The organism is Humibacter ginsengiterrae (assembly GCF_054780115.1).
In genome coordinates, this window is record NZ_BAAGWY010000001.1 from 496,872 (window position 1) to 514,177 (window position 17,306).

The 17,306-nt window shown below is 60.1% G+C and carries 16 protein-coding genes; 8 read left to right on the top strand and 8 right to left on the bottom strand.

Annotated elements, in window-relative coordinates:
* Window positions 1–251 precede the first annotated feature (251 nt).
* Both ACYVII_RS02355 and ACYVII_RS02360 read left to right on the top strand, forming a co-directional pair.
* Window positions 252–1,247, top strand: a complete 996-nt coding sequence (locus tag ACYVII_RS02355; RefSeq protein WP_460530347.1) for a LacI family DNA-binding transcriptional regulator — start codon at window positions 252–254, stop codon at window positions 1,245–1,247.
* A 216-nt stretch (window positions 1,248–1,463) separates the two neighbouring features.
* Window positions 1,464–1,817, top strand: a complete 354-nt coding sequence (locus ACYVII_RS02360; protein ID WP_460530350.1) for a helix-turn-helix domain-containing protein — start codon at window positions 1,464–1,466, stop codon at window positions 1,815–1,817.
* On the opposite strand, the gene ACYVII_RS02365 is transcribed toward ACYVII_RS02360, so the two are convergent.
* Window positions 1,809–2,111 carry a hypothetical protein gene (locus tag ACYVII_RS02365; protein WP_460530353.1) on the bottom strand — a complete coding sequence of 101 codons (303 nt, stop codon included), beginning with the start codon at window positions 2,109–2,111 and terminating at the stop codon, window positions 1,809–1,811. The genes ACYVII_RS02360 and ACYVII_RS02365 overlap by 9 nt on opposite strands.
* A 282-nt stretch (window positions 2,112–2,393) precedes the next feature.
* Here ACYVII_RS02365 and ACYVII_RS02370 point away from each other — a divergent pair, with 282 nt between their 5' ends.
* The 4 genes from ACYVII_RS02370 (at window position 2,394) to ACYVII_RS02385 (ending at window position 5,382) form a co-directional block, all read left to right on the top strand.
* On the top strand, window positions 2,394–3,188 hold the full coding sequence (locus tag ACYVII_RS02370; RefSeq protein ID WP_460530355.1) for an RNA polymerase sigma factor: 795 nt from the start codon (window positions 2,394–2,396) through the stop codon (window positions 3,186–3,188).
* Between the two features lie 473 nt (window positions 3,189–3,661).
* Window positions 3,662–3,871 (top strand): ABC transporter ATP-binding protein, encoded by a 210-nt coding sequence (locus tag ACYVII_RS02375; RefSeq protein ID WP_460530358.1) that lies wholly within the window; start codon window positions 3,662–3,664, stop codon window positions 3,869–3,871.
* Between the two features lie 383 nt (window positions 3,872–4,254).
* Window positions 4,255–4,590, top strand: a complete 336-nt coding sequence (locus ACYVII_RS02380; protein WP_460530361.1) for a hypothetical protein — start codon at window positions 4,255–4,257, stop codon at window positions 4,588–4,590.
* A 288-nt stretch (window positions 4,591–4,878) separates the two neighbouring features.
* Window positions 4,879–5,382 (top strand): hypothetical protein, encoded by a 504-nt coding sequence (locus ACYVII_RS02385; RefSeq protein ID WP_460530364.1) that lies wholly within the window; start codon window positions 4,879–4,881, stop codon window positions 5,380–5,382.
* On the opposite strand, the gene ACYVII_RS02390 is transcribed toward ACYVII_RS02385, so the two are convergent.
* Entirely contained in the window at window positions 5,367–5,591 is a 225-nt protein-coding gene (locus tag ACYVII_RS02390) for a hypothetical protein (protein ID WP_460530367.1), read from the bottom strand. The two genes, ACYVII_RS02385 and ACYVII_RS02390, sit on opposite strands and share 16 nt — an antisense overlap.
* A gap of 366 nt (window positions 5,592–5,957) precedes the next feature.
* Here ACYVII_RS02390 and ACYVII_RS02395 point away from each other — a divergent pair, with 366 nt between their 5' ends.
* Both ACYVII_RS02395 and ACYVII_RS02400 read left to right on the top strand, forming a co-directional pair.
* Entirely contained in the window at window positions 5,958–7,013 is a 1,056-nt protein-coding gene (locus tag ACYVII_RS02395; RefSeq protein WP_460530370.1) for a hypothetical protein, read from the top strand.
* A 108-nt stretch (window positions 7,014–7,121) separates the two neighbouring features.
* Window positions 7,122–7,412 carry a helix-turn-helix domain-containing protein gene (locus ACYVII_RS02400; RefSeq protein ID WP_460530373.1) on the top strand — a complete coding sequence of 97 codons (291 nt, stop codon included), beginning with the start codon at window positions 7,122–7,124 and terminating at the stop codon, window positions 7,410–7,412.
* Window positions 7,413–7,434: 22 nt separating this feature from the next.
* Here the strand turns inward: ACYVII_RS02400 and ACYVII_RS02405 are convergent, their stop codons facing one another.
* From ACYVII_RS02405 to ACYVII_RS02430, 6 genes are read right to left on the bottom strand one after another with little or no spacing between them, the layout of a single operon-like run.
* Window positions 7,435–7,878, bottom strand: coding sequence for a hypothetical protein (locus ACYVII_RS02405; protein ID WP_460530376.1), 444 nt, complete (start codon window positions 7,876–7,878; stop codon window positions 7,435–7,437).
* 46 nt (window positions 7,879–7,924) lie between these two features.
* Window positions 7,925–10,372 carry an ATP-binding protein gene (locus ACYVII_RS02410; RefSeq protein ID WP_460530379.1) on the bottom strand — a complete coding sequence of 816 codons (2,448 nt, stop codon included), beginning with the start codon at window positions 10,370–10,372 and terminating at the stop codon, window positions 7,925–7,927.
* On the bottom strand, window positions 10,369–10,545 hold the full coding sequence (locus tag ACYVII_RS02415) for a hypothetical protein (RefSeq protein ID WP_460530382.1): 177 nt from the start codon (window positions 10,543–10,545) through the stop codon (window positions 10,369–10,371). Before ACYVII_RS02415 ends, ACYVII_RS02410 begins: the two co-directional genes overlap by 4 nt.
* Window positions 10,546–10,555: 10 nt before the next feature.
* The gene (locus ACYVII_RS02420; protein ID WP_460530385.1) at window positions 10,556–12,547 is read right to left on the bottom strand and encodes an AAA family ATPase; all 1,992 of its coding nucleotides are present in this window, start codon (window positions 12,545–12,547) and stop codon (window positions 10,556–10,558) included.
* Window positions 12,544–15,336, bottom strand: a complete 2,793-nt coding sequence (locus ACYVII_RS02425; RefSeq protein ID WP_460530388.1) for a restriction endonuclease — start codon at window positions 15,334–15,336, stop codon at window positions 12,544–12,546. The genes ACYVII_RS02420 and ACYVII_RS02425 overlap by 4 nt, the downstream gene beginning before the upstream one ends.
* Complete coding sequence (locus ACYVII_RS02430) at window positions 15,320–17,299, bottom strand: site-specific DNA-methyltransferase (RefSeq protein WP_460530391.1); 1,980 nt, start codon at window positions 17,297–17,299, stop codon at window positions 15,320–15,322. The genes ACYVII_RS02425 and ACYVII_RS02430 overlap by 17 nt, the downstream gene beginning before the upstream one ends.
* Between the last annotated feature and the right edge of the window lie 7 nt (window positions 17,300–17,306).

Below are 17,306 nucleotides of genomic sequence, written 5' to 3' on the forward strand. Positions count from 1 at the left end.
GGGATCAAGAGCCTGCGTCGTCATCCACCGATGGTTTCGTGAACGTTCACGACGCGGTCATGCTCTCACCCCCCATACGGGGCTGTCAAGCGTTGTTCCGGCCCGCATTCCTCAGCGCAGGGACGCATGCACTCGACGTTCTGCTCGGGAGCCAACGCGACCGGTGATGGCCTCCAAGGCGCCCACCGAATCGCACGCCCGCGGCCGAGGGCTGCCGGATGGCGTTCAGCGCACCCGTACAATCGGCTGCCATGGAGATGAAACGTCGCGCGACGATCGTCGACATCGCATCCGCTGTCGGGGTATCACGGCAAACGGTGAGTCGGGCCATGAACGACCTGCCAGGAATCAGGCCGCAGACGAAAGAGCTCGTGCTAGAGGCCGCGCGAACGCTCGGCTATCGCCCCTCTCGCTTCGGGCGCGGGTTGGTCAAGCGCGGGCAGCAGACCGTTGGGCTGATGGTGGACAACCTCACGAATCCCTACTACCCCGAGCTCGCTGCAGCCGTCGTTGCTAGCGCAGCGCGCCTGGACTGGTCTGTGGTGCTCTTGGACACCAGCCGGATAGAAGATCAGCGCACGCTCCTCTCCGCCCTCGCACCCCAGATTGACGCACTCCTCGGGTATGTGAATCTCGGCCGCCGCGAACTCGAATCAATCCTCCCCGGCGTGCCCGTGATCGGCATCGACGCCGCCTTCCGCCCTGAAGGTTCCCAATGGGGAGGCGTCGAGTTCGATCTTGCACCGGGCATACGCGAAGCAGTGACCCATCTTCTCTCACACGGCGTGACCCGGCCTCTCATGCTGGACAGTTCCGTCGCAGGCACTGCCATGAGCGATCGGGCCCGGCTCATCGCCGACGAATGGTCGAGCCGAGGCATCGAGGTGACACTTGTGCAGGCCGGCCGGGATGACGTCGGCTCAGCCGCGGAAGCCACCGCCTCACATCTCGATCTGGTGAGGCGATCCGACGCCATCATGGCGTTCAACGATTACTCCGCGTTCGGTGCATTGAAGACAATGCATCGATATGGAATCCGAGTACCGGAAGACATACGGATCGTCGGCATCGATGGGCTTACGGCAGGCACGTATACGTTCCCAGAGCTCACCACGCTCGGCGTGGACATGGGTGACGCCGCCGAGGTCGCAATGTCTATCGTCCGCTCGCTGCTCGACCCCGACCAGTCCCCCGCAAGTCGCTGGTTGAAGGTGAGTCACCGGCTCATCCTTCGCGAGTCCGCGTAAGTGCTCGGTTAGCCGGGCCCCGGAGAACGTAGACCACCCGCACGATCACGATCGTGAAGAGCAGCCCGTAGAACGCGAACGGCGCCAGTTCCGGATGGCAGAACCTGATCAGCCCATATGGCTGACCTTATAGACGTCTGCTCGAACCATTCCGACGGGGGTCCGACCCTTGATGAGCTGCGAAAACTAGCGATTCTGGGTGATCGGGAGGACGGTGTGAGTTCACCGGCGTCGTATCGCGCACAGGCACTTCCGAAGCGACTCGGGCCGAAGAAGGTCGAGGAGATCGTCCGACGCTATCAAGCCGGAGAGAGTGCACGAGGGTTGGCGGCGGAGTGTGACGTCGCCCCGTCAGCACTGATCCGGCTACTGCGTGAACGCAACGTGGTGGTGAAGAAACGGATGGTGACCGACGAGGATGCTCTAGGCATGGCGAAGGACTACGAGGCGGGTGCCACGATGCGAGAGCTGGAAGCGAAGTACGGGCTGTCACATGGAGCCGTGTACCGGGCACTGCATCGTGTCGGTGTTGAGATGCGCGAGAGTGCACCACGACGCAGGTCAGCGTGAGCGTCGCTGTCGATCGTTCTTGGCCTTCGCCTTCAACGCCAACTTGTAGAGCGCACCATCGACGTCTTCCTTGGAGAGCGCGACGAGGGCCTTGGCGAGATGGTGGATATCGATCTCCGGTCGAGAGACGCCGAGAACTCGAACGTGGCGAACTTTGCGACCAACTTTGGCCGAAGCACCCGTGTTGGCGAAATGCCACTCAACCAGCTGATTCGGCTGACCAGCCTGATGCGCCTGGAGAGCTTCAAGAGCACGGCTGGCCTTCTGCGGAAGTGACGGGAACGCCTTCGACATCGCCTCACGCGAGCACCTCGCGGGAACGCCGCGGTTGCATGATGTCAGCGACTCGGGCATGGCCGCTTCCCTGAAGGCTTGCCCGCGATCACCGAGCATGGCCGCGACCGTCAAACACATCCGAGCCACGTTGCGTCGCTGAGGAAATGTCGGAGCTATCAGTAAGACTTGAATGCCCACGGCGAACGGCCCAGAAAGCCTTGAGGGGCAATTGGGGTGCGGCGACATAGGAGTGGGACGTCGCTTGGACGACATCCCAGTCGGACATATAGGAGCAGAGTCTTGGACACATCGGACGGACCGCATGCGCGGCAGTCCGGCGCGCCCATACAACAGGTCGGCGACGTGGAACTCGCGGAGTTCGAGAAACAGGAGTCTGACTACCTGCGCCGCCTGGACGTCGACCGCTCCATCGTTGGCGAGCTCCGCAAGGGCGGCTTCGTCGGTAAGGACTACGACTACTTCGCCAACGAGCTTGCGAAGTACGGAATCGCCGTGATCAACGCATGGTGCTACCGCGGAACGATCTTCGCGAAAGTCGGCGCGAAGGGCTTCGGCGGCCTACCGCAGCTGCCGGATGACACCCTACGCCAGCCCGACAACGCCGTTGAGCTCGCACAGCTGTGCGTGGCAGACGCCCTGGCCAGCTTCCGGACGTCTGTACTGCTTCCCAATAAGTGGGATCCCGCGAAGGGCGCATCCATCCGCACTTACTTCATCGGGCATTGCCTGCTTCGCTTCGCGAACGTGTATCGACGCTGGCACAGCGAGACCATCGAGACCGGGTGGATTAACCCGGGGGTACTGAACGAGAAGATGGTCTCCGCAACGGCCGAGGATAGCTACCGCGCCGCCGACGACCGGATCGAAGTCGAGCGCTTGCTTCAGGCGATCCCCAGCGACAGGACTCGGGAGTATCTCGCCTGGTACGGGGCAGGTCACACCTATGCGGAAATCGCGGCTGCCTTCAACGTGACGCCGAAGACTGTCGAGATGGCTGTCCGCCATGCCCGCGAGGGCATCCAGGCCACTATGTCCAAGAACAGGAACAAGGAGCAAGAGAGGAAGACCGGATGACGAACTTCAAGGCACGAATTGAACAGTCCTCTCTCGGATCGCGCTCGGCGAAGGCCGCTCGGAGCACGGTGCCGAATCAAGTGTCGGCGCGCGTCGTGGCCCGAGCGAACCAGATCCAGAAATCCGCCACTCAGAAACCGAAGAAAACAGGTTGAGGGGCAACCGGCCTCAGCCGACATAGAAGCGAGTGTCAGCACACGCTGGCGCGAGCAATTCAACAGAGAACGAGGCCGACCCGGTGGATCGGATCGGCCTCGACAAGACCTGAGTAGTCAGATCGGTTGCACCAATAGACTAACGGAGTCCCCAGCTGCTAGAGAACAGCTCTCCCCTCAGGCGTTCGCCAAACGAAATGAGGTGAGAGATGACCACTCGCGTCATCCGCATTGTGCGGCCCCGGCCCGTGCCGGTTCGCGTGATCGTCACCACGACGATCCGACGCAAGTAATCCATCTAGCAGGAAGGAGCCGATCATGGCTCGCAGCGTCAACAGGTCCGCCTCCACCGGGAGGTTCGTCAACAACGCGGCAGCTGCGCGGTGGCCGGGGAAGACCACCACGGAGCGCGTCGGCTCCGGGACGTCGAACTCCCGGATCGTCTACCGCGACGCCAGCTCGGGTGAGTTCATCACTCAGGCACAGGCCGCCGCCAACCCCAGCGGCACCATCAGTCAGCGCGTCTAGCACGCTGACACAAAGGGGCCCCGGTCTTCACTGGGGCCCCTTTGTGATGTCACTCACACACCTCTTCCGCTTTTCGCCAACCCGCAGTCCGCTACCTCTTCCAATCCGGCTCGTACCGCCGAAAACGACTCACGCCCCAAGTTCCGGAAACTCCAACGACTTCAGATGATCGGCAAGGCCGGTCGTGTCCGGATAGATCGATGCTCGTGTTTAGCCGAAACGGATCTCGAGCATCGCCACTGAGCAGGCACCCATGTCGGGGCAACGCGTGGGAACGAAGGCTGGGCCGTCGGCGTCATCTGCGCGTCCTGGGTCGCTACTGCAATTCGCAAACAGAGGTGAAGCGACTGCGTGACCTCTGTAACCGTGCTCGGTCAGAGCATGTGGAGCGCACCCCTGTTGAGCGCCGAAGCGCCAAGCAGCTTCGTGAATCTGAGGTCGATGCGCTGGTCGCCCGCTACCAACAGTCACGCAATATGCGCGAGGTGGCGCGGGAGTTCAGGGTGTCGCGGACGACGGTGGCGAAGTACCTGGCGGCCCGTGGTATCGGCACCTCGAGGCGCATGAAGCCGACCGACGTCGACAGGGCCGTCACGCTCTACGGCGAAGGCTTGCCGAGCAGCGTCATCGGGCAGCGACTCGGCTTCGACAATCACACCATCTTGAAGGCGCTGCGCGAACAGGGCGTGCAGATCCGGCCGGCGATCTTCGAGCTCTAGCGTCGGTGGGTCTTCTCCACTTCCCCACGCGCGACGGTAGCGACATGTCCTCGAAGGCGACCACGGGGCTCGCACGAGAGGATTGAACCTCGTGGAGCACCGATCGTCGGAATGAACTCATGCTTGACACGCACAGCCCGAGAGTTCATAGTCAAGCCCAGCAATGCCAACAGATCACTCAACATTCCGCACATACGACCAACGCGACGAACGTCGTCGCCTGAAAGCTAGTGTCTCGTCTACTCTGCTTTGCGAGTTGGAAGCGGTGTCGAGGCAGAGGTAGCGTTCATGGAGCGCTTCTCGACTCCTGAACGTTCCGGAGCGTACCCTCATACGTACCGCGAACGCCTCCGCGCCCTCCTTGGACGCTTTGCTCGCGGGTTGGTATTGGACGATGAATCGCAGGAGTGCATGTCACGCAAGGGCGGTGCAGTACTCGAAGCTGACGTTGTGGTCGACGAGCTACTTGAGCGCCAAGCCGTCGAGGCGATGGACTGGCTTACGGGCTTCATTCGCGACGTTGAAGCGGGTGGCCTCCCGGCGGCTCTTGTCGATGAGCCCTATCTCCAATACGTGCCGTTCGAGGACATCCGGCGCGTGGTTTGCGGGTGGCGAGACGATAACCGCGAGTGGCTCAGCGTTGCGGCGGAATCAACGGAAATATGCCGGCGACTGGGATGCGGACGTATTCGACGCGAAAGCTTGATGGAGTACTGCGCAGATGTTCCGGCGGCTGAGGAAAGCCTCAGAGCCAGCCTCAAGAGCGAGCTCGAGCGCTATCGCCGGTTCTGACGCAGGTCCTGGCTGTCGTCCGCACGGGGTTGTCGAAGTTGTCCGGACGGCCGGATGCTCGCGTGATTCGGAAGAGACTGGTCCGGTGCCGCACTCTTGTGTGTGATCCAGTGCGACCACGCGGCGGACGTCGTCTCCGCGAGCATTTTGATCACCTTGAAGATGCCGTCCGAGATCGTCACGCTGAACGAGCCAGCGGCTGTGGTCACGAAGAGAGTGAGAACAACAATCGTGCCCGGCGAGAACAACTCCACTCCTCGAATCCTGAGGTGGAGAGCCTGGTCATCTTCGTACATGCAAAAGGCGACAATCCCGAGTGCACCGAACGCGAGTGCGCTCCCGAAGAGAATCCGCTCCCAAGGTTTGCGCCTGTGTCGATGGTTGGCCATGAGTCTCTCCGCCCTGGCCAGCGACACTGCTGACCGATACAAGTCTTTCACGCCACAAGCGTATCCTGGTATCAGATCTGAGCAGATTACACCCTATGGCCGCCCTGGGCCCGCTAAATGTAATCCGCAGTTGATCAGATGGCCTTGACGGCTTATCACATCTATATGGCGAGAGTGGAGAACGGCGTGGCCAAGCGAAACAATCTCCAGTGTCCGACGTGTCGTGCATCCGGCGTCGATTCCGGCACTGAGGTGAGCTACACGCGTACGTCGATCGACCACACGCGCATCACGCGGCAGCGCCGATGCCTAACGGACCCGGCTCATGTGTTCCTTACGGACGAGCGGCTTCGCGTGATGACGATGGACCGCTTGTGGGTGCGGCAGACGGGAGGCCAGCGGCTTAGTCCCTTTTCTCTGGCTCGGCTCGGGCAGGAGCTCCAACGAGACACACTCGGGCTTCTAGGTGCCGAGGACATCCACAAGGTTGTAGAAGATGTCGTGCGGGCGCTGTCCGAACAACTCGAAGTGTTGGCCTCACCGCTGACTTCGGAGGAGCTGGAAGCCAACAAAGCAGACGCGGGCTCTGCGTATGTTGACGACGTCGACATCGTGGTTGAGGTGGAACGCCGCCTTAGCCAGGAGGAGAAGCTTCGCACTGCCCATGTCACCTACTCGCTCGGCCGACGTGGCCAGCTGACAGTTCAGCGCAAGCGGCCGGGATTTGAGGGGTTCAAGACGGCTGCAGACTTTCTCGAATGGTTGTGCGCACCTGAGAACTACCCCAACCTCAGCCGCCGCCAACTGGAACCGAAAAAGCGTCCGGTTGAAGTGTGGTGGCCATCGCTCGCAATCCGCCCGGCCGTGGTGGTTAAGAAGAGCGGTGAGCGCCGCGACTTCAACTTTGTCCAGTTCAAGAAGAGTATCGCCAACGCCATGCGCGGTCGCCCACACTGGGGCCAGAATCACGAACTAGTGGCTGAGTTCGCGCTGGCACAACTTGCCGGCCAAAGGCAAGTCCATTCAACGCAGCTGTCATCTGGCGTGACTGCAGCGCTTCGCCGCATTGACGACATCGCCTACCTCCGCTGGGTGACGGTCTCGAAGAGACTTAGCACGGTATCCCACATCGCGGACGAGGCGGAAGACCTTCTACTCTCTCCTTCTCCCAAGCTCACATTCGATCAGCAATATATGGTCCGAAACGAAGTCGCGACGCCTGTACGAGACCGGCAACTGTAGCCTCGCGGCCACCTGAACGCCGGAAGGCGTTGCCCGTCTCCGCATCCACGGTACGTGCCACGTGGACGCTGTCAGCGTGCTCGCTCTGAGCGTGTGGTGCATACCTCCGTGAAGCGGCGTAGCGCCAAGCGGCGATGTGAGGAAGACATCGGCACTGTGGTGGCCCGTTATCGCCAGTCGCCGAACATGCGTAAGGTAGCCCGTGACTTCCGGATATCGCGGACCACGGTGGCGAAGTACCTGGCCGAGCGGGGCATCGATACGTCACGGAGCATGAAGCCAGCCGATGTGACGCGGGCCGTGAAATTGTACGGTGTGGGCCTGTCGAGCCAGGCCATCGGGCAGCGCTTGGGCTTCGACAGCCACACCATCTTGAAGGCACTACGCGAGCGGGTGTGACCATCCGACCAGCACTCGGGCGCTAACGACGCCTTGTCTTCGTGATCTCGCCGCGTGCCATGGCTGCCTGGTAGTCATCGAAGCCTGCCATCAGGGCTATGGCGATGCGCTTCGGATCCAGGACTGGCTGAACTTCAGCAAAGAGCCGAATGTTGTGCGGCGCTCCCCCTTTTCCTGGTGCGTGGAACAAGGTGCTGAGAGCGATAGGCGTCAAGCTGCTGTTGTTGAGGCGCCACTGCTTCACAGCGTGGCCGGCTCGTTGCGGCAGTGAGGGCTGTTCCTCGGTGATCTCCTGGCGATACTCAAGCGAGACAGCCGGCGAGAGATTCTCGACGAAACGGAAGTACTCGTGAAGAGACCACTGCTCGGCGGCAGTGAGGAGATAGATGCTCGTGGGCGAATTCGTCCACGCAGCATGAAGCTCGGAGCGGGTGGTGAGGTAGTCCTGGTTTGTCAGTCTCGGCATCGTGGCCGTGACTATGAACCTGTAGCGCCTGACGGTCAAGCATGAGCTACTTCTTCTTGAGGTTCAGGTTGTAGTTGCCACAGGCACAACGCAGGCTCTCCTCAGGTCGACCAACTACATAAATCCACCCAGCACAATCCGGGTTGTCACACGTAAAGAGATCAAGGAAGTCCTTGGTTGCCTTGAGAACCGGCTTGAAGTCGCTTACTGAAGCGGTGTTGATCCAGTCATTGTTGTGGACGAGTGGGTTCACGATCCATGACTCGGACAGTTGCTCGGGTACTACGGCGGTGCGAGCAGCCTTCTTCGCTTCAACCGCATCGATTGCAGCTTGGTCCGTCCAGGAGTTCGCAGCATGCGCAGCCATCTTGAGAAGGTCGGAGTGCCGACCTCTTACTGCGTCGAGCAGCACTGACGGGTCGTAGTTGTTGTCACCGCGATAGGGTACGCGACCACCAATCGAGTCCGCGATGTCTGCTGCCGCAGCTTCGAGCCGACGTCGAAGCTTGTGGGCAGCACCGAACACGTCTTCCTTGGCCAAGTCTTCGTCAATGCGCTCCCAGACATCGCCCTGCTCGTAGACAGGGCCTCCGTCGACCGTCCAACCGTAAAAGCGTGCCTGTGCCTTTGATGTAATGAGACCAGCCGACTGCATCTGCCGCGCCCAGACCGGGTCGTGCGTTGTAATGATGAACTGGACGTTTGGGAACTCGGTCTTGAGCAATTTGCAGAACTGGGCGCGGTGGTTGACGTCAACCGACATCACAACGTCATCGAGTACTGCGTACCTGAACTGGTCTCCGAGAAGTTGCTTCACGAGGGCGAGGTAGAGGCAAACACCCATCCCGTCCTGGTGCCCCTCGCTGTGATACGCGGTAGGGGGGAACTTCCCCTGCCCGTAGAAATCGACTTCGAGCTCAAGGCTGCCGGACGTTGGCTTCAATTGCGCGGTGAAATTACCCTCATCATCAGCGTTTATGATCTGGTAGTACTTACTGAAGTCCGCCTCGACTGTTTCGTAAAGCGTCTTCAGCGCATCATCCGAGACAACACAGAACTGGTCATAGACGAGCTTCGCTGTATCGCGCACCGCCTTCGCCTTCGCAGCCCCAGCCCGTGCAATACGAATTCGTGACCAACGATCTTGCGCTACTGTCAAGAAGGACTGAGCGTCTATTAGGGCGCTCTGGTCTGGCTCCGAAGCCAGCCGTGATTCCAATTCCCTCAGACCTTCAACGATAGCCTGACTAGCTTCGTAGTTAGAAGGTGCCAGTGCTTCACCTGACGCGATGATGGTATCGGTCGAAGTTCCGATGCTCTGTGCATGATTCGCGATCGCATCCGAATACGTCGTGAGATGGTGGTGAAGATCACCATTGCCATGGCTCTTCGCCACAGGTGTCACACGGTCGACAAGATCCTTCAGTTGTTTGAGTCCTTGTTTGTATTGATCTGCTCCGGTCGTCAGTCGCGTCCGAACTTCAACGGCACTGTCTGAGCGAGCAAGTTTTTCAACCAGGTGGGCTTTGAGCGCGGCAACGCTCTCCCATTCACGATCGCACAGAGGACAGGTGGCATCGACAAGATCGCGTAACCCAGCTTCCACCAGCTGTCGGTGCTTCAAAGCATCCAGCAACGTTGGATCGTCTGTAGCGGATGTAATGGCGGCTGCGAGCTGGTCCTGTCGAGTAGCAAGGTCCTCTGTCTCATCCACGGCCAACACGAGCTCGCGAACCTCACGTCGCGCAGCGACCAGGTTGAATGTGGGTTGCGTGGCGCCGGCCTTGAGCCCTTTCGCCAGATCGGTGTCGATTGTTAGATCATCAAGCGTGTCGAGGCTAAGCGTTTGTCGACGAGCGTCGATCTCGCGGACAATCTCAGATGCCAGCAGCTGGCCGATGCCCAGGTGCGCTGCAAAGCCGTTCTCCGCGGACTTCTGCTCGGCGTCGGCCGTGGAATATGCCGCGCTTGTCTTCGTCTGAACACTCTTCAGTAGCTTGCGAAACGCGTCGAGGTGATCAAGCTTGAGTAATGCTTGTACCTGCTGAGCACGGTCGGCAGGCTTCGCAACGACGTACTTGATGATCTCGCGGCGCGACAGAGTCAGCTCAGGGTGCGTCTGCGCTTCGGCGACGGATGCGCGAACAGATGGCGTATCAGGAGTAAGTGTGAACTTCCCGGAGTCCTTGATGCTCCTCCGTAGCTTTGACTGCTCGCCGGTCTCGACGTCGCGGACTGTCAGCTCAACGACCGCGGCCGCCGGATCATCGCGCTTATGTACGTGAGGTCCGTGCCGTAAGAGCGTGACGCCGGCTGTACCTGCCCCAGATAGGCGGCTAATACTTCCTGTCAAAGCAAAGTCAATCGCGTCAACCACACCGCTCTTGCCTGAGCCGTTTGGGCCATAAACGACGAAAGGCTTAGAACCAAGTGGCAAGTCGATCATGCGAATGCCTCGGAAATCCTCGATATGGAGGTGCTCGAGTTGAATCATGCGAGCTTGTCCCCGCTCGAGCCTTTAATGGCATCAACGAGAGTCTCAACGGATGGAAGCTTAGGGGCCAAGTATGCACTCTTTATGCTCTCGAGCAGCTGGTCGTCTACGTTCTCGGTCCGTAGGCCCTCGATAAGTGAGTCGATCACCGCCTCTTCAAGTGGGGTCGTCATGCGCCGCTCCTCAATTGCTTCTCCGTCCACGCTGCTCTTGATTGCTCTTGGCCGATGGATGTTTCAGGAGCTTTTCGAGTTCGCTATGGAGAGCCCGCAGAATGGGCACACCGTGTGCACTCGGGCGCGCCCATCCGTCCTCGACGAGGCGGCTGGCCACTGCTCGCTTGCCAGGCATGTTGAGGGAAGCCTGCTCAGCCCACTCGCCGAGCACCCTGGGCCATACTGCGGCAGCCGGGTCCGGGAGGGTTGGAAGTTCTGGAATCATCTTGCCTGGGTTGCACTCTTCAAGCAGCACACCAACGGCCTTGAGGTAGCAATCTGCATCAAGCAGGTTCTCCAGAGTCAGCGCACCGAGATCCTTGATGCGGTCTTCGGGTACGCCGCCCGCGATTAGCGCGGCTCGGCGATCTGTCCCACCCTTATCGCCATCCACTAGGTAGGCAACACGCGCGCCAACGAGGTCCAGCTCCGGATACAACTCGGTCGGCGCTTCGGAGAGGCCGGGAGCAATCTGGTAATCGAGATCGAGCACGTCGACTGCCGCCTTGATCAGGGACGGGAGCAGAAGCATTTCGGACGCGCCTTCGGCGAGGACGACAAATCGCGCTGCTGAGAAGGCTGCGGCGCCTGCCCCCATTGCGAGCATCAGCGGAGAGAACCCAGCGGCGCCATGCCAGAAGCTGCCTTCGATCACACTGTGGCTCAGGTTCGTCGAGTCAGGCACGACCGCGCGGATGTTGGAACCCAGGTCCGGTGGCAGGCACGCGGGAGAGTGCGTCGTATAGATGATCTTGGCTGCCTGCTGCTGCAACACAAAGGTATTGACAAGGTCAGCCTGGGCATCGATATGCAGATGCGTCTCAGCCTCGTCGACGAGAAGGATCGGCGGTTGTCCCTCGGCGCGTACTGCGAGAAAGGCGACCAAGGCGACGAACATCTGGAGGCCAGCACTGCGCTCGTCGAATTGCGTGATGCGTTTGCCGTCCTGCCTGATGCGTATGTAGAGCGTTGTCGCCTCGCTTTTCAACCAGACTGCGACGTTCGACTGCTTCCACGCAGCAGCGAACTTCTCCTCGAGAACGCCATTCGCCTCGTTGATGAGCGTCTCTCGCTCGCCCTCGTCTCCGCTATTCATCGCGCGCCAAAGCTTCGCCAGGTCAAGCTCCGCCATAGCTGCGACGTTTGCCAGAGCAGAAGGCGGCGTGGCCACTAATTCGTCAGTGAGGGTGTACGTCGATGCGAGGTTGCGGTCCTCTTCGTCGAAGAACTCGATGTTCGGAGAGATCCCGTACAGCGCCCGCGCGACCTCAGGTCCCGGATCCGGCCGATCAATCCACGCGAGCACGGCTTTCAACGCACCGAGGAACTCGTTGGCAAGTTCATAGCGTGACAGCTTCTCGACGGTGTCACGGATATCGGCGGCATAGGTCGCGGAGGCCGCGACTTCTCCGCCAGATTCTGCCTCCTCGAGAAACTCGATCAGCCAGTTTTCGGTGGTCGATCGAAGAGACAACCGCTCCTCGTCGGCTGACGGCACCACGCCGTCCTCCTCAGTTTCTGGGGCCACGTAGTCGAGGTCGGTGAACGTGGCAGGTTTCGCCAACTTGCGGAGTGCGTCAACGGCGCTGACGAGTGGCGCGGCAGCCTTGGTCGGTGTTGGAACTACTGTGACCCTTGGCTCCGTCGAACCTGCTGCCGTTCGGGAGAGCCAGATTGACGTGGGCGGTTCCTCGAGCTGATATTGCTCGATCGCTTTGAGATCAGCCTTGTCGAGGATGTACTGCACTCGAACGACAGTATGGCTATCGGGAACATCCATACCGCGTGATCGTTCGGGGACAGAGAGCGCGGCACCGTTGTCGATGTATGCCAACGCTTTCAAGAGCGTGGTTTTTCCCGCCTCGTTTGGTCCAACGATCGCAAGCACCTTGTTGTCGAGGTTAACCTTGCCCGACGCAAGCCTCCCGAAACCGCTGACTTCCGCTTTGACCAGCCTCACTCGGCGCCTCCTCCAGGATCACCGGTCAGCCCGCCAATCGTCAGGCCCTGCTTGTCCGTCGTGGACTGATAGTCGACTGGCCCAACCGGTGCCGCATCGAAATGCTTGCCAGCAAATCGGATGCGCATCGCCTCAGCCCATTCGAGGTCATCCAGATCGAGAGTGGCTTTGGTCTCGCGTACGAGGTAGAGGCGAGGCTTACCGCCCTGTTCGTAGACAAGCGCCCAGTCCGGTGAGTACTCGCCCACGGGCGTGCGCACGCGGAAGCGTCGTGGCAACTTCGCGAAGAGCTTCACCTGGTCTGCCATGTTGTCGAGCTTCGCGGCAAAGTTTCGTTCAACGTGACTGTCGTAGTCGACTGCATCAAAGAGGTTGTGCCCGTCAACGGAAGCCGCCGATACGCCCGCTTGCGGATCCGGATTGCCTGGCGTCGCCTGGATCGGATGCTTCACCTCTTCCTTGAGGAACACCACGTCGGCGTTCCACCAAGTCTCTTCTCCCAACGGCTCATACTTGATGCCTGCCACCATTTCCTCGATGGCTTGTTTTCGGATGACGTCAGCAACGATGCGCGCCCAACGCTCCGGGTCTTCGAGAATGTTCCGCTTGTAGCGGCTCGGGATGGCCTCCACGATGCCTGCGATAGTCGGGCGTGTAAGTTGCAGGGGAAATTTCCCGAGCTGCAATGCGTCCTCGATGAGTCGGATGACATCGGGCACGCGACGGCCGAGGATCGACAGCCGTTCTCCCTGAGACTGCGCCACGGTGCTGGTGCTGGTTGTAACTTGCCCATCATCGTCGTACTGAACTTCGGCCGTTTCAATGACGTTCGCGCGGCGGCCAATGAGTGCGAGCTCATCCAGCCTTTCGCTCGCATCGGCAACTCGTTGCTCGAGTGCGTGCGGTGCAAGCGCCACCCGATAGCGCGCCTTATAGCGAATGCGCTTCCACAGTTCTGCAAATTCGGCGCTCTCGAAGAGTTCCTTCCGGATGTGGATCGTGACTTCGTGATCGACATCGTCGATTTCAGGTCGGTCGCCCGTGCTGATCCCGCTCAGGCTGTACTCAGCGTTGACGCCGTCCTTGAACTCCGCAAACGACTCGTCAACTACGAGAGTGAGTTGGTTCACGCCAGGGTCAAGCACACGTCGACCATCTTGGTCGACGGGCAGACGAAGGCCTCGTCCAATCTGCTGACGACGTTCCACGTCTGAGCGTGTCTGACGCAGGAAGCCCACCTGAAAAACATTGGGGTTGTCCCAGCCCTCACGCAACGCCGAATGGGAGAAGATGAAGGCACGCGGGTTGGCCTTGTCGAGGATAAGTTCTTTGTTCGCGATGATCTCTTCGTAAGCGCGAGCTTGCATCTCAGCTGCTTTTTCCGAGCTACCTTCGGCATCACGAAGCAGGCCGGTCTTGGTCGACGGGAAGTACGCCACACGTAGGTCTGCCGGAGCTGGCATGACGTCACGGCTCCGCCCCGAGTTCAGCCACTCCTCTTCGTACAGGGAGTCAAACATGATGGGCAGCTCCGCCGCATCGCCCACATAGTCTGCAACGTGTTCAACGAAAAACAAGGAGAGTACCTTGACGTCGTGTCCAGCCGCATCGATAACTTTCTGACGGGCTAGGTGCTGCCGGATCGTCTGGCGCACCTGATCCCGCCAGATCGAACGCCGATCGACGCCAACCTCTTCGCCTGCTGCGACGACGCGACCATTCTCAAAGACGATCCGGTCCGGTTTGCGCTCGACTCTGCTCACGACCAGCCCACGGTACGTGTCAAGCCCATTGGACTCGTCGAACAGGTCGCTTCCAGCGCGAAGCGATACCGCTGTCCGCTTTGACTCGCCTCCGACGACAGCGTCGATGACCGCCTCAGCAAAGACTTGGCGGCGTTGAGAGCGAATTCTCGACACATGCAGGTACGGCTCACCCGCTTGTCCGGCCACGATGCCTTTGACGGCAACTCGCTTGACGAGGCCCGCTTCGGACGCTTGCTTGGGACTGAGGCGATGAACGAGGTTGAATTTTTCCTTGTGCGTGGCGCTGTAGCGAAGAGCCACGAGCGGGTTCACGGTTGCGATGACGCGTTTGCGCAGCTCGCTGACCATATTCTGCGGCTCGTCGATGATCAACACCGGTCGCTTGCCCGCGATCTGAGCGATGCCGCTCCTCGGGATGCCCCAGAGCTGCGGTTCCTCCTTCGTGCTGTACAAAGTGTTCGTGTTCGGCTTGTCGAGCGCTTGAACACTCGCGACGAGGAACCGAACCGTTTCTCCTGGCTCAGCGAAGTCAGCGAGAGCAGAGCCTTCTCCGAGCACTCCCCAGTTGTACTTGACCCCGTCGTACTTGACGCTGAAATGATCTTTGGTCTGCTCGAATGTCTTGACTACACCCGCGCGAATTGCCACGGAGTGCACTAATATGACGAACTTGCGGATGCCGTACTGCTTGGCTAGTTGCAGTGCGGTCGAGATGTATACGTAGGTCTTTCCAGTGCCCGTCTCCATCTCGACTGAGAAGTTGGGAAAAGCGCGCTCGGCGTCCTGCAAATCGGTGGTTTCCAGTAGCACCAGATCGGACTGATCCTGCACGTGTTCGCGCGCCGTGACGGACTTGAGGTTGTCTACGAGCGCCTCATGATCGAGCTGGTAATCGACATTGCCGTCGCGCCCTGCGGCGAGGCCGGCCGGAACAATACCGGGTATCAGCGCCCCTTCAAAGAGGTCAACGACTGCCGCAACTGCCGCCGTTTGATGCGGTTGATCCTCAAAGCGAAACTTCACGCGGCACCCTTTCCAACAGCACCAGCCTCGACTGAAGGCGAGGAGCAAGCGTCAAGGTGACACCGTCTTCGACCGCCTCTCCTCGGAGGATGAGCGTGTCGTCGTCGGTGATGCCTAGTTTGTCCGACGTGTCCAGCGTGAATGCATCAAGGGATATCAGCAGGCGTCCGCTGTCTGGGTCAAGAACCGCAGGGGTGAACTCGTAGACCTTCACACCATCGAAACTCAGCTCCTTGACGCGAGCGTCGAGCTGAGTTGCGGTTGCCTTGAGCGCGATTTCCCAGACCAGGTCGATGTCGTCAGCACCGTCAACGATTGGCGAACCGAAGGCGCGGTGGAGAACGTTGTCGAGGTACACCTGGGAGGACAGCTCCTCTGTGGCGATGATGTCCTCGTCAATAATCAGGTTGGTCGGCCGCGTCCTGAAGATGCGGAACCCAAGGTTGCCGCCGATCTTGGCTGCAGCACGTCGCAGTCGTTCTGCAGTTATCTCAAAGATCGTCTTGTAGCCAAAGGCAACGGCGTTCTTACCTGCGTCGCTCGAAGTGTCCGGCTCTTCCGGGAGCTGGACGAGAACCCAGTGACGCGTCTTGTCATCCCTCGGGTTCTGTTCCCACACCGCCTGGCCGGTTGAGCCCGACCCGGCGAAGAAGTCGACGATGAGGTCACCATCGTCTGTCATCGAATGGAAGAGCCGCGCCAGGACATCGGTACTCTTCGGGTCATCGAAGACCTTCTTCGGATTCTTGGTACCCGGGTCCATCAATGCATTGAGAGCGCCCGAAGCGGCGCGACGATCGCGGTAAAAGACTGACGGCGGTGCCCACTCCTCGCGCATGTGCAAGTAAGCCTTGATCTGCACGCGCTTCGTCTTGTCCGCTGGATAAATGAGTCGGCCATCGGCCTCAAGGCGCTCCATGGTGGCCTCTTCGTAACGCCAGCCATTTTCCGGCGGCTCGAAGCCGCGCCACGTGTAGTGGAGGTTCTCCCGGTAGTTGGGACTCGAGATGTTGTCGGAAAACCAAACGCCGCGGTCGTCAATGCGGCTGTACGCTTGGTGCTCCTTCGACGGGTCATCGTCCGAGAGCGACCGGTACCAAGCACGCATTGCTTTGGACGCAGCCTCGAAGTCGTCGCCGAACTCGTCCTGCAGCTCGGCAACCTTGGCGTAGATCTTGTCGAGCCCGTTCTTGTGCTCGCGCCAACGCACGTCGTTGATGCGCAACCACGAGCGATCCCGGGCATAGACCAAGATGTAGTCCTGACCGCCACCGGTCAGCTTTCCGTCACCCTTACGGGCGCCTCGCCAAGTCATCATGTCGACGAAGTTCTCGGCGCCGAAGACCGCATCGAGCAGAAGACGCAGGTGATGCACCTCGTTGTTATCGATGGACACCAAGATGGCCCCGTCCCGACGAAGCAGGTGCCGTGCGACGACCAGCCGCGAGAACATCATGGTGAGCCACGGTGCGTGCTTGCGTCCGCCCGTCTCGACTTTGCTTGTCGTAGCATCGCCGTGCTCATCGACCTGCCCAGTTTCCTCAAGGTACTGGCGTTCAGGAACTGCAAACTTGTCATTATAAGTGAACGTGTCACCCGTGTTGTACGGAGGGTCGATATAGATGAGCTTTGCCTGATCGCTGTAGGCGTTCTTAAGAAGCTTGAGCACCTGCAAGTTGTCGCCCTCTACGAGGACATCGCGCGCTGTCTCCCAGTTGAGTGAGGCCTCCGGATCAGGGATCAGCGTCGCCGTCGTGGGCTCAAGTGCGTCCGCCCGCGCCTTCTCGATGCCGGGCCACGTGAAAACAAACCCGCTCGTCTGGTTGCGGTCCAGCTCAAGAGCTTCGAGGAGCGCCGCCGCGTCAAGCGCGCCGTCGAGGAAGGCGGCCGGTATCAAGTCCTTGAGCTGAGAGAGCAGAGCCAATCGCTCATCGGTCGTCTCGCCGGGTACAAACTCGGTCATGCCCGTG